11 protein-coding genes are annotated in these 11,761 nt (G+C 76.1%); 7 read left to right on the top strand and 4 right to left on the bottom strand.

Annotated elements, in window-relative coordinates; translation table 11 throughout:
* Nucleotides 1-148: 148 nt before the first annotated feature.
* Complete coding sequence (locus tag SM793_RS10890; RefSeq protein WP_413815920.1) at nucleotides 149-1,006, bottom strand: 2,3-dihydro-2,3-dihydroxybenzoate dehydrogenase; 858 nt, start codon at nucleotides 1,004-1,006, stop codon at nucleotides 149-151.
* A gap of 292 nt (nucleotides 1,007-1,298) precedes the next feature.
* Here SM793_RS10890 and SM793_RS10885 point away from each other — a divergent pair, with 292 nt between their 5' ends.
* From SM793_RS10885 to SM793_RS10875, 3 genes are all read left to right on the top strand, one after another.
* Nucleotides 1,299-2,609, top strand: coding sequence for an MFS transporter (locus SM793_RS10885; RefSeq protein WP_320437893.1), 1,311 nt, complete (start codon nucleotides 1,299-1,301; stop codon nucleotides 2,607-2,609).
* 4 nt (nucleotides 2,610-2,613) lie between these two features.
* Nucleotides 2,614-3,453, top strand: coding sequence for a TetR/AcrR family transcriptional regulator (locus SM793_RS10880; RefSeq protein WP_320437892.1), 840 nt, complete (start codon nucleotides 2,614-2,616; stop codon nucleotides 3,451-3,453).
* Between the two features lie 95 nt (nucleotides 3,454-3,548).
* Nucleotides 3,549-4,250: a siderophore-interacting protein gene (locus SM793_RS10875; protein WP_320437891.1), complete on the top strand. Its 702-nt coding sequence runs from the start codon at nucleotides 3,549-3,551 to the stop codon at nucleotides 4,248-4,250.
* Between the two features lie 28 nt (nucleotides 4,251-4,278).
* Here SM793_RS10875 and SM793_RS10870 read toward each other — a convergent pair whose 3' ends face one another.
* Together SM793_RS10870 and SM793_RS10865 are read right to left on the bottom strand one after the other, a co-directional pair.
* Nucleotides 4,279-4,845, bottom strand: coding sequence for an NUDIX hydrolase (locus SM793_RS10870; RefSeq protein ID WP_320437890.1), 567 nt, complete (start codon nucleotides 4,843-4,845; stop codon nucleotides 4,279-4,281).
* A 46-nt stretch (nucleotides 4,846-4,891) separates the two neighbouring features.
* Complete coding sequence (locus tag SM793_RS10865; protein WP_320437889.1) at nucleotides 4,892-6,199, bottom strand: CapA family protein; 1,308 nt, start codon at nucleotides 6,197-6,199, stop codon at nucleotides 4,892-4,894.
* Between the two features lie 264 nt (nucleotides 6,200-6,463).
* Between SM793_RS10865 and SM793_RS10860 the strand changes: the two genes are divergently transcribed.
* The 4 genes from SM793_RS10860 (at nucleotide 6,464) to SM793_RS10845 (ending at nucleotide 10,624) form a co-directional block, all read left to right on the top strand.
* Nucleotides 6,464-7,222, top strand: a complete 759-nt coding sequence (locus tag SM793_RS10860) for a universal stress protein (protein ID WP_320437888.1) — start codon at nucleotides 6,464-6,466, stop codon at nucleotides 7,220-7,222.
* Nucleotides 7,223-7,320: 98 nt separating this feature from the next.
* Nucleotides 7,321-8,574, top strand: coding sequence for a M48 family metalloprotease (locus SM793_RS10855; RefSeq protein WP_320437887.1), 1,254 nt, complete (start codon nucleotides 7,321-7,323; stop codon nucleotides 8,572-8,574).
* A gap of 78 nt (nucleotides 8,575-8,652) precedes the next feature.
* Complete coding sequence (locus tag SM793_RS10850) at nucleotides 8,653-9,075, top strand: MarR family winged helix-turn-helix transcriptional regulator (protein WP_266273715.1); 423 nt, start codon at nucleotides 8,653-8,655, stop codon at nucleotides 9,073-9,075.
* Nucleotides 9,076-9,226: 151 nt separating this feature from the next.
* The gene (locus tag SM793_RS10845; protein ID WP_413815919.1) at nucleotides 9,227-10,624 is read left to right on the top strand and encodes a PP2C family protein-serine/threonine phosphatase; all 1,398 of its coding nucleotides are present in this window, start codon (nucleotides 9,227-9,229) and stop codon (nucleotides 10,622-10,624) included.
* A 35-nt stretch (nucleotides 10,625-10,659) separates the two neighbouring features.
* On the opposite strand, the gene SM793_RS10840 is transcribed toward SM793_RS10845, so the two are convergent.
* Nucleotides 10,660-11,616 carry an NADP-dependent oxidoreductase gene (locus tag SM793_RS10840; protein WP_320437886.1) on the bottom strand — a complete coding sequence of 319 codons (957 nt, stop codon included), beginning with the start codon at nucleotides 11,614-11,616 and terminating at the stop codon, nucleotides 10,660-10,662.
* Nucleotides 11,617-11,761 lie beyond the last annotated feature (145 nt).

Here is an 11,761-nt window from a genome sequence, read left to right as displayed (position 1 = left end):
CGGCGGTCGGCGGTGGTCTGGTCCGGGACGCGCCCCGGTGGGGGTGCGGTCCGGTGGGGCGCCGGGCCCCGGGTGCTGTCGTCGTGGGGTCGTGCCGAAGCAGTGCTGGAGGCGCGCCGGATCCGGGTCGGAGCCTGCGCCCGGGGCGTCAGGCCCGGAGGGTGGCGCCGCCGTCCACGTAGAGGTCGTGCATGGTGATGTGGCGGGCCCGGTCGGAGACCAGGAACGTCACCGCCTCGGCGATGTCGGCGGGTTGGGCGATCCGGCCGAGCGGGATGCCGACCCGGTAGCTGGTCGGGTCGCCGTCGATGACGCGCCGTTCGGCGGCCGCCGCGTCGTCCTGCCAGAGTCCGCGCTGCATCTCGGTGTCGGTGGAGCCGGGCGAGACGATGTTGCAGCGCACCCCGGAGCGGCCGAGTTCCAGACCGAGACACCGGGTGTACATGGTGGCCGCCGCCTTGGAGGCCGCGTAGGCGGCCATCCCGGTGCGCGGGACACCGGCCGCGTTGGAGCCGACGGTGACGATGGCGCCGCCGCCGCGCTCGGCCATCCGTCGGCCGAGCGCCCGGGTGGTGTGGAAGACTCCGGTGGTGTTGACCGCGAAGCTGTCCGCCCAGTCCTGGTCGGTGAGTTCCACCGCGGGGGCGACGCGCAGGATTCCCGCGACGTTCACCAGGATTCCCACCGGCCCGAGTTGGCTTTCCATCAGCTCGACGGTGGATTCGACCGCCGCCGCGTCGGAGACGTCCAGCAGGTAGGGGTGGACGGGTCCGCCGGAGGCACCGCCGCCCTGGACGGGCCCGACCGGACGGTCCGACAGCTCGTCCGCGAGCTCGGCGAGCGGGCCGGGGTTGCGGTCGACCGCCGCGACGACGGCGCCCGCCGCGACGAGTGCGCGCGTCACCGCCGCGCCTATCCCCTGCCCGGCGCCGGTGACCATCGCGACGGCACCCGCGAGTTCGGACTGCTGCACTGAAAATCCCCTCCGACCAGCAACATTAGGCAAGGCTAACCTAACACAATTGTTCGGACCCGCCGAGGGGTCGCGCACGCCCGGACGGACCCTGGGGGGTCGTCAACTGCGTTCGGCCGGAGGCCGGGAACGCGTCGGTCGCTCAACGGCCGACCGAGGGTCGGCCCGGCAGTGAATGTAGACGCAACGTTGCGTCCAGTGTTAGCGTCGAGATGTCGAGCCGAGACGCAACGTTGCGTCCAGGTTCAGCTCCGACGGCGCGGGCCGTGACCGAAGGCCCCGACGCGCCCTCCTCCTCCCGCCCCCTCACCTCCGAGGAGCACCCATGCCCTCCGCCCCGCCCCGGCGCCCCGGCGGCCCGCTCGCCCCGGCCGCCGTCGCCCTCGCCTTCTGGGTCACCATGGCCGGGACCACCGTCCCGACCCCGCTCTACCCGCTCTACCAACGCGCCTTCGGCTTCTCGACCTTCACCGTCACGGTGGTCTTCGCCGTCTACGCGCTCGGCGTCGTCGCCGGACTGCTGACCCTCGGCCGCCTCTCCGACCGGATCGGCCGGCGCCCCGTCGTCCTGGCCGCCCTGCTGCTGGCCGCAGCCGCCGCCACGCTCTTCGAACTCGCCGACTCCCTGCCCTGGCTGCTGGCCGCCCGGGTCCTCTCCGGCTTGGGCGCCGCCCTCGTCACCGGCGCCGCCACGGCCGCCCTGCTCGACCTCGCCCCGCCGGAGCGCCGGCTGCGCGCCCAGACCGTCGCCCTCGCCGCCAACATGGGCGGGCTGGCCGGCGGCGCCCTGCTCGCCGGCGTCCTCGCCGAATGGGCCGGCTCACCGCTGCGCCTGCCCTGGACGGTGACACTCGTCCTCTCCGGCGCCGCCCTGCTCGGACTGCTCGCCGTCCCCGAGACGGTGCCCGCCGAGGTCCGCCGCGCGGGCCGCTCCGGCTCCCCGGCCGGGAGCGCCTTCCGGCTGCGGCCACCGCACGTCCCGCCCGGCATCCGCCCCGCGTTCCTGCGCGCCGCGCTCGCCGGCGGGGCCGGATTCGCCGTCACCGGCGTGCTCACCGCCGTCAGCGGACTCTTCCTGGCCACCGTGCTCGGCCTGCACAACCACGCGCTCACCGGGCTCGTGGTCGCCCTGGCCTTCCTCTCCACCGCCGTCGGACAGCTGCTCGTCCGCGTCCTGCCCCCGGCCCGAGCCCTGCCGGCGGCCTGCGCCGGACTGGTCCTGGCCGCCGCGCTGGTGGCCGCCGCGCTGCTCGCCGGGACGCTGCCGCCACTGCTGCTCGGCGCCTGTGTCAACGGCCTCGCCACCGGCACCGCCATCGGCACCGGGCTCGGCACCGTCAACGGCGGCGTGGAGCCGCACCGGCGGGGCGAGGCGGTGTCGGCGTTCTTCGCCGTCCTGTTCACGATGCTCTCGGTGCCGGTGATCGGGGTCGGCGTGCTCGTCCGGGCGACCGGGCTGCGCACGGCCGGGGTCACCTTCAGCGCGGTGGTGGCCGTACTGGCCCTCGCCGTCGCCGCCGGACTGGTCCGCCGGCCGGGGCGCGGAGCGTCGCCGGTGCCGACGGCCGTGGAATCCGCACCGGCACCGGCACCCACGCCCGCAGCGGCAGCTGCCGCCCGTGCCGGGAAGGCGTGAGAGGATGGCGGCGACCGTCGTCAACGGCCAGCAGCCGCCCCCGGACAAGGATCACGCCGCCATCGCCGCCCAGCCCCGCCCCGCCGCCGGAAGCCGGTCCGACGCGAGCCGCGCCACCGGTGACCACGCCGTCGGCGGACGTGCTGCCGGTGCAGCGCGCGCGGCCGAAGCTGGTCGGAGCGGGAGCGCGGACAAGGGCGGCGCGGCCAAGGGCGCTGCGGCCAAGGACGCCGCGGTGAGCACCGGCGGCAGCGGTCGGCGCAGCGAGGCCGCACGGCTGGCGGTGCTGAACGCCGCCGACGACCTCCTGGTCGAGCAGGGCTTCGAGGGCCTGACCATCGAGGGCATCGCGACCGCCGCCGGGGTCGCCAAGCAGACCATCTACCGCTGGTGGAAGTCGAAGGTGGACATCCTCTTCGACAACCTCGTCCTGGACGCCGCCACCGGTCTCGCCTGGCCCGCCGAGACCCCCGCCGACCCGGCCGATCTGCGCGCCTACGTCCACCGGTTCGCGGACTTCCTCGGTGCGGCGCCGGCCGGCAAGGTCCTCCAGGCACTCCTCGGCCACGCCCAATTGGACGCCAGGACGGCCGAGTTGCTGCACGGCGGCTTCCTGGACGCACTGCGCGCCCGGGACGTCGCGCACACCCGCGCCTGCCTCGGGGCCACGACCGGCGAGGACGGCACCGAGGTCACCGAGGTCGGCACCGAACACGGCACCGACGAGGCCGCCGTGCTGCTGGACGCCCTGCTCGCCCCGCTCTACCACCGCGCCCTGGTCCTGCGCCGCCCGCTGGACCCCGCGTTCGTCGACGCGCTGCTCGACCAGCACCTGCCGCGCTGAGCCCGCCCCTTCCACTTCTCCCCGCCGCGCCGCACCGCGCCACCCGTGTCGATTCCGGGGCCGCGCCCGGCGCCACCCGATTCCCTGGAGTCTCCGTGTTCCGTCGCCCCCGGCCGACCCACGACGTACGGGTCACCGCCGTCACCCCGCTCACTCCCGCCCTCCTCCGGCTCACCCTCTCCGGACCGACCCTGGACACCCTCGCCGTCGAACACGCCACCCAGTGGGTGAAGTTGGCGACCCCCGACGGGCACTCCCGGGCCTACACCGTCCGGCACCACCGCGCCGCCGAGCGCGAGACGGACATCGACATCGTGCTGCACGGCAACGGCCCGCTGTCCCGCTGGGCCGCGACCGCCCGCCCGGGCGACCGGGCCCGGATCGCCGGTCCGCGCGGCCGCAGGCCCTCCTTCGAGGGCGCCGGGCACGTCCTTCTCGCCGCCGACGAGAGCGCCCTTCCCGCCGCGCTCACCATCCTGGAGGAGCTTCCGCCGGCAGTGCCGGTGACCGTCTTCGCCGAGGTCGGCGATGCCACCGGGGCCGGCCTGCCACTGCCCGTCCGGGCCGGTCTGACCGTCCACTGGCTGACCCGCCCCCAGGGCCACCCCAAGGGCCGGACGCTCACGGACACCCTGCTCGCGACCGACATCCCGCCCGGCACCACGGCCTGGCTGGCCGGAGAATCGCAGGCCGTGGCGACCGTCCGCCGCCACCTGCTCACCGACTGGACCCTGCCCCGCGAACGCGTCCACGGCAAGGGCTACTGGAAGCTGGGCGAGGCGAACCACAGGGACTGACGTCCCATCAGCTCGCCTCCGTCTCGGGCTACTTGCCGCTCGGGACCGCTCCGCCCGCCGACAGACGGTGCGGGCCCAGGAAGTAGGACAGGGCCGCCAGTGAGGCGCCGTCCGCCACCTCGCCCGACGTCAGCAGTCCGACCACCTCGCGCTCGGTCAGCCATTCCACCCGGCTCGCCTCGGCCCGGTCGACCGGCCCGCCGGTCGGCGTCGCCCCGGTGGCGTGGAAGGCGTGGAAGTGCATCGTCGAGATCCCGGACATCGCGTCGAACTCCGTCAACGGCTCGACCGCCCCCGGCCGCCGGCCGGTCTCCTCCTCGACCTCGCGCGCGGCGGCCGTGGCCGGCGCCTCGCCGGGTTCGATCCATCCGGCGGGCAGCTCCCAGGCCCAGCGCCCGGTGATGAAGCGGTGCCGGTGGAGCATGAGGAAGCGGCCCTCGCTGTCGGTCACCACCGTGACGGCGCATTCCTTGGGCATGCGCAGCACATGGTGGTCGACCCGGCCGACGCCGGGGATGTCGACGTCGTCCAGCCAGAGTTCGACCCACGGCGAGCCGTACACCTGGCGCCGCCCGTGCACCGTCCACTCGGTCACCGCCGCTCCCTCACTGCCGCTCCCTCACTGCCGCACCCCTCGAAGCTCAGCGCGAGGCGGTCGGGGCGGCGGTGGGCGGGGCGGCACTCCGCGCCGCCGGGGCTGCGGGCGCCGAGCCGGCCGGACCCGTGGTGCGCGCGGGCGCGGACGGGGAGACGGACGGGGAGGCGGACGGCGACGCGGGCCCGACGGCGGCCCCCGGGGCGGGGGCGAGGCCGGTGCAGCCCCGGAGCCCGTCCCGGCGCTTGAGCGCGGCGGTGGCGGCGGCACCGGTCTGCGGCACCGGCACGCCCTTGTCGTCGATGGTCGCCGGTGCGAACGCCTCGCCGAGCACCTTGCCGCCCGGGCCCACGGTCAGGGTGGTGACGCCGGTCTCGTTGGAGTTGGCGTAGTTGGAGGTGCCGTACCAGAGGAAGTTGCCGAAGCCGTACCCGATGTAGGTGGAGCCGAGCATGCCCGAGCCGACCATGGTGTGGGCGTGCGTGCCGACCACGGCGGTCGCGCCCGCGGTGGCGAGCCTCTTGGCGATGGCGGTCTGGGCGCCGGTCGGACAGGCCTTGCCCTCCTCGCCCCAGTGCAGGTAGACCAGCACCACCGGCGCCTGCTTCTTCGCCTCCTCGACCGCCTTGACGATCGCGGCCTGGTCCAGCGCCGAGGCGATTCCGGGCTTGTTCACCCCGGCGCGCCACTTCTGGTTGGTGAGGTCCTCGACCTGGCTGGCCGCGACCACCGCGACCTTCACCCCGCGCACGGTGGTGACGTACGGGGCGTACGCCTCCTGGGAGTTGCGGCCGAAGCCGACGATCGGGAGCGGCGAGGACGCCTTGGCCGCGAGGGTGTCGGCGAGCCCGTCGGCGCCGAAGTCGACGGCGTGGTTGTTGGCGAGCGAGACGACGTCGACGCCGGAGTCCTTGAGCGCCGTGAGCGCCTTCGGCGAGGTGCGGAAGGTGTAGGTCTTCGGCTCTGGAGCGCCGCGTTCGGTGATCGCGGTCTCCAGGTTGAGGACGGAGAGGTCGGCGGCGGCGAGGCTCCTGCCGATCGGGCCGAGCGCCGTCTCGGGCGGCTGGACGGAGAGCCGGCCCTCGGTGCGGCCCTCGAAGTGGACGTCCCCGGCGAACGCCACCGTGATGCTGCCGTCCGGGCGGGGCGCCGCGCCGTCGGCGGAGGTCTGGTCCCCGGGGGCGCCGGACCCGTCGGCGGCGTCCGGCGCGGGCTTCGCGGCAGCGGCGGCGTCGGCGGCGTCCTTGGCGGCGCGGGCGGCCTTGACGGCGGCCGGGTCGGGGTCGTCCGGTCCACAGGCGGCCACGGGTATCAGCCCCAGCAGCAGTGCGACGGCGGCCGCGGCACGGCGCATGTGTGTTCCCCCAAGGGTCGTTCCGGAAGCGGTCAGCCTACGCCACTCCCCCGCGCCGCCCCCGCGCCGCGGCCACGGCCCGCGCCGGGCCGCCGGGCGGCGCGCGGAGTGGCAGCGTGGAGGTACGGAGGCATCCGCAAGCACGGCGGAACCCGCCAGGACGGAGGTGCGGTGCACGCGCGGCGGGGAACGGCAGGCACGGGGGGCGGCAGGCACAGGGGACGGCAGGCGAGGGCTCGGGGACCGGACGGCAGGTGGTGGGTCATGGCTGACAACGGGAGCACGGACACCGGGCGGCGGATCGTGGTCGGGATCGACGGTTCGACGCCGTCCAGGGCGGCGCTGCGCTGGGCGGTCGGGCAGGCCGCGCTGACCGGGGCGACGGTGCACGCGGTGGCCGCGTGGGAGCCCCCCTCGCTCCACGGGTGGCTCGTACCGCTGCCGGACGACGACTTCGAGCGGACGGCCATGCGCACCCTGACCGCCGAGGTGGACGAGGTGGTCGGCCGGGACCGGCCGGTGCCGGTGGTGGAGAGCCTGCTGCTCGGGCACCCGGCCGAGGTATTGCTGGAGCTGGCGGAGGGCGCGGAGCTGCTGGTGCTGGGCGGTCACGGTCGCGGGACCCTCGCCCGGACGCTGCTGGGGTCGGTGAGCAACCGGTGCGCGGCGCACGCGTCGTGCCCGGTGGTGATCGTCCGCGCGGACGGCGGCACCGCCGCGCCGGAGGGGCGGCCCGCGGCGGTTGCCGGGGAGGAGGGCGGCGCGGAGCCCGCCGTCCGCACCACCAAGAACTGGCAGCTGAGCCTGCACCTGGCGGAGGAGCGCGACATCACCCGGGTGCACGCCGTACTGGACGCCGACGGCGAGGTGCTGCACAGCGACGCGTACGCCCGCCGCAATCCGCTCGACGATCCGGCGCCCGCGGTGGGCGACGAGTTCGCGGTCGGCCGGGCGCTGATCGATCTCGGCCACCAACTGCTCCGCGCGGGCACCCGGCACGCCACCGGGCCCGCCGAGGAGTGACATGCTGGCTGCCGGGGGACAACGGTCCACGACCGACCGGCGACCCGCGCTCACGGCTCACGGCTCACCACTGACGGACTTCGGATGACGGACAACAGATGACAGATTCTGTCGGCCCACGCCCCGGCCCGGGCCCCGGCCCACGCCCCGGCCCGGGCGACGACCGGGCGCCCGACTTCACCCCCGCCGAGGTCGCCCGGGGCCGCGCGCTGCGCCGCGCCCAGCTGCCCTGGGCGCTCGGCGCGCGGGCCACCGGCCTGGCGCTGGCCCTCGCGCTCGGCCTGACCCCGGCCGGCGCCGGACTGGTGTCCACGGCCGGCGGCTGGTTCGGCGGTTCCCGGACGGCGGAGGTGCTCGCCGGGACGGCCGCCCTGGTGCTGGTCGGCCGGGCGGCGCAGCTGCCGTTCGGCGCGGGCGCGCGGTCGGTCCGCGCCCGGTTCGGCCTGGTCACCCAGGGCTGGGCCGGCTGGGCGGTGGACGCGCTGCGCGGACTCGCCCTCACCCTGGCCCTCGCCCTGCCGGTGGTCCTCGGCCTGTACGCGCTCACCGGCCGCTCCCCGGAGCGCTGGTGGCTCCCGGCGGCGGGCGCCGCCGCACTGCTGACCGCCGCGCTCTCCTTCCTCTACCCGCTCCTCGTCGAGCCGGTGTTCAACCGCTTCACGCCGATGGCCCCGGGCCCGCAGCGCGAGGCGCTGCTCGGCCTGGCCGCGCGGGACGGCGTCCGGGTGAAAGACGTCCTGGTGGCGGACGCCTCGCGCCGGACCACGGCGCTGAACGCGTACGTCTCGGGCCTGGGGGCGACGCGGCGGATCGTCGCCTACGACACGCTGCTTACCACCGCCGATCCGCGCGAGGTGGAGTTGGTGGTGGCGCACGAGCTGGGGCACGTCAAGCACCGGGACGTCCTGACCGGGACGGTGCTGGGCGCGGTCGGCGCGGCCGTCGTGGTGGTGCTGCTGGGCCTGGCGTCCGGCTGGGACGCGCTGCTGTCGGCGGCCGGCGCGGCGGACGCGGCCGATCCCCGGTCGCTGCCGCTGCTGGCGGCGGGCGCGGCGCTGCTGGGTGCGCTGTCCGGCCCGGTGCAGTGCGCGGTGAGCCGCCGGGTGGAGGCCAGGGCGGACCGGCACGCGCTGGAACTCACGGGGGACGCCGAGCAGTTCGTCGCGATGCAGCGCAGGCTCGCAGTGGCCAATGTGTCCGATGTCGACCCGCCGCGGCTGCTCGGGCTACTGTTCGCGACTCATCCGAGCGCCACCCGCCGGATCGCGGCGGCGCGCGCCTGGCAGGCGGGCCGGGCCGGTGCCGCGGACCGCCCGCCGGGGGCTTCGAGCACATCCGAAGCCGTTGTATAGTGCAACTATTGCACCCAGTGAACTACCCGCGCAGTGAATCCCCGCGAATCCCCCGGCGCCCCGAGGAGGCGAGTCCCCGTGCCCGACCGCGAGACGTCGATCGCGACCATCCAGCGCGAACTGACCGCCTTCGCCCGCCGCGCCCGGCACAAGGCCTCCCAGCTGCACCCCGACCTCTCCCTGGTCACCTACAGCATCCTGGACCTCATCACCGAGCGCGGCGGCTGCCGGGCCGCCGACGTCGCCGCGCACTTCATGCTCGACAAGTCCACGGTGAGCCGCCAGGTCACCGCACTGGAGAAGCTCGGGCTGCTGCGCCGCGAGACCGACCCGGAGGACCAGCGCGGCCAGATCCTGCTGGCCACCGAGGCCGGACTCACCCTGCTGCGCGAGGCCAACGAGCAGCGGCGGCTCTCCTTCTCGGCCCGCTTCACCGCCTGGTCGGACGAGGACGTCGCCCGGTTCGCCGACTACCTGGCCCGCTACGGCGCCGAGGACTGACCCGGCCCGGCCGACCTGCCGGTTTCCCCGCCGAGCGCCCCGCCGAGCGCCCCGCCCAACGCCCCGCCGAACGCCCGGCTGAGCGCCCGGCTGAGTACCCCGGCGCCGGCTCGGGGTGCGGCGGACCACCCGGACGGTGTACAGAGGAGAGGTGCCACCCCGGCAGCCTCCCCGCGAGCGGCGTCCCGGCGGACGGCGTCCCGACGAGCCGCGCCCCGGCGCACATCCGCGCGCGCGGCACCCCGACGACCGGCGTCCCCACGACCGCCGTCGGTCCTGGCCGCCCGACCGCCGGGCGCTGACGGCCGTACCGCTCGCCCTGATCGTGGTGATCACGGTGGTGGACGTGGTCGCCCCGCCGGACATCCACCTGGGCCCGCTGCTGATCGTCGCCCCCGCGCTCACCGCGTCCCTGGCCGGTGCCCGCGCCACCGCCGTCGTCGCCCTGCTCTCGCTCGCCGCGCTCACCGTCATCGGCATCCTGCGCGACGGTGTCACCACGGCCAACCACGAGACCCAGCTCGGCGCCCTGCTCGCCGTGTCGGTGCTGATCGTCGCCCTGCGGGTGCTGCGCGACCGGCACGAACGGGAGCTGGCACAGGTCCGCTCCGTCTCCGAGGCCGCCCAGCGGGTCCTGCTGCGCCCGCTGCCCGACCGGACCGGCCTGCTGCGCCTCGCCTCCTTCTACCTGGCCGCCGAGGCCGAGGCCCAGGTCGGCGGCGACCTCTACGCGGCGGCCCGCACGGCCACCGGCACCCGGCTGCTGGTCGGCGACGTCCGGGGCAAGGGCCTGGCCTCGCTCGGCGACGCGGCGCTGCTGCTGGGCGACTTCCGGGCCGCCGCGCACCTGTACCCGGACCTGCCCGGCCTGGTCGCCCACCTGGACGGCAGCATCGCCTGGGACCTCGCCCAGCGCGCCGAGCAGCGGCGCACGCAGCGGGAGGACGGCCTCCGCGCCCGGCCGCGCCTGCGAGCGTTCCGCCGCGCCGGGCCGACGGAGGCCGGGGCTCCACCGGGCACCCCGGCGCCGGACGACGGGCCGAACGGCGGGCCGAACGGCGGACCGGACGCTGGGCCGAACGACAGCACGGCCGACGACAGCGGCGAGTCGTTCATCACCGCCGTCGTCCTGGACGTCCCGGACGACGGCGCGGTGGTGCGCCTGGTCGACTGCGGACACCCCCCGCCGCTGCTCCTGCACGGCGGCCGGGTCACCGCGCTGGAGCCCCGCCGCACCTCGCCGCCGCTGGGCCTCGGCGAACTGGTCCCGATGCCGTACGTGGTGGAGGAGTTCCCGTTCCTGCCCGGCGACCGGCTGCTGATCCACACCGACGGCGTGATCGAGGCCCGCGACGCCGAGCGGCGGTTCTACCCCCTGGCCGAGCGGGTCGCCGAACGGATCGCCGCCCACCCCGCCGAAGCTCCGGCCGCCCTGCTGCTGCACCTGCGCCGCGACCTGCTGGCCCACGCCGGCGGACGGCTCGACGACGACGCGGCCATGGTCGTCGTCGAGCGCCTCGGCCGACCGGGCCCGGTCCCGAACCAGTGAGCGCCGGCTGAGCGCCCGCCGGGCCACCCGCGGCCTCAGCCGACAGTGAGGACGATCTTGCCCCGGACATGGCCGCGCTCGCTCTCGCGCTGCGCCTCGGCCGCCTCCGCCAGCGGGAGCACCCGGTGCAGCGGGAGGTTCAGGCCGCCCTCGGCCGCGAGGGCGATCGCTGCCTCCAGCGCCGGGCGGAGGTAGTCGGTCGGCTCGTCGCCGGCGGTGAAGCGGACCCCGTGCCGTGCGGCGCCCGGTGCGTCGGCGATGGTCAGCACGTGCTCCGCGCCGCCCGCCAGGTCGATCGACAGCGGCAGCACGTTCGCCCCGGCGGTGTCCAGCACCCGGTCCACGCCTTCGGGCGCGGCGGCGCGGACCCGCTCGGCCAGTCCCTCCCCGTAGTGGACCGGCTCGGCGCCCAGCTCGCGCAGGTACGGGTGGTTGGCCTCGCTCGCGGTGCCGATCACCCGGATCCCCCGGGCCCGGGCGAACTGCACCACCAGCGTGCCGACGCCGCCCGCCGCCCCGTGCACCAGCAGCGTCCGGCCGGGCTCGACGCCCAGCAGGTCGAGCGACCGCCAGGCGGTCTCGGCGGCCACCGGGAGCGCCGCGGCCACCGTCCAGTCCAGCCCGGCCGGCTTGCGGACCAGCTGGTCCGCCGCCGCCAGGGCGTACTCCGCGTACCCGCCGCCCCAGACCTGCCCGAACACCTCGTCGCCGGGCCGCCACTCGGTGACGTCGGCGCCGACGGCCTCCACGACGCCCGCGATCTCGTAGCCGAGGACGGCCGGGAAGGTGACCGGGAACAGCTCGGTGAGCGAGCCGGAGCGCACCTTGTGGTCGAGCGGGTTGACGCCGACCGCGCGCACGGCCACCCGGACCTGGCCGGGGCCGGGCGCGGGCACCTCGACCACAGTCGGCCGCAGGACGTCCGCCGTGCCGTACTCGGTGATGGCGACGGCCTTCGTGGCGAGGGCGGCGACGTTGGGGGTGCTGCTCATGGAGGGTCTCCACCGTTCGTTCGGACCTGGGGACTCCGGGGGCGCGGGGCCGCCGTCGTCCTGGTGACGGGCTCCAGCCTGGTACGGCGGACCCGGCCGGGCGGCCGGCTGTTCGGACGGTTCCACCTGGCCGTTCGGCCGGGTG

This window comes from Kitasatospora purpeofusca, from assembly GCF_034043715.1.
GTDB classification, from domain to species: domain Bacteria; phylum Actinomycetota; class Actinomycetes; order Streptomycetales; family Streptomycetaceae; genus Kitasatospora; species Kitasatospora purpeofusca_A.
This window is presented reverse-complemented; position numbering and strand designations above follow the sequence as displayed.

What these genes read in the sequence shown, in the direction of transcription:
- SM793_RS10860 (WP_320437888.1), top strand. Translation starts at nt 6,464, where the DNA reads ATGGCTGACAACGGGAGCACGGACACCGGGCGGCGGATCGTGGTCGGG.
- SM793_RS10840 (WP_320437886.1), bottom strand. Translation starts at nt 11,616, where the DNA reads ATGAGCAGCACCCCCAACGTCGCCGCCCTCGCCACGAAGGCCGTCGCC.
- SM793_RS10885 (WP_320437893.1), top strand. Translation starts at nt 1,299, where the DNA reads ATGCCCTCCGCCCCGCCCCGGCGCCCCGGCGGCCCGCTCGCCCCGGCC.
- SM793_RS10855 (WP_320437887.1), top strand. Translation starts at nt 7,321, where the DNA reads ATGACAGATTCTGTCGGCCCACGCCCCGGCCCGGGCCCCGGCCCACGC.
- SM793_RS10865 (WP_320437889.1), bottom strand. Translation starts at nt 6,199, where the DNA reads ATGCGCCGTGCCGCGGCCGCCGTCGCACTGCTGCTGGGGCTGATACCC.
- SM793_RS10880 (WP_320437892.1), top strand. Translation starts at nt 2,614, where the DNA reads ATGGCGGCGACCGTCGTCAACGGCCAGCAGCCGCCCCCGGACAAGGAT.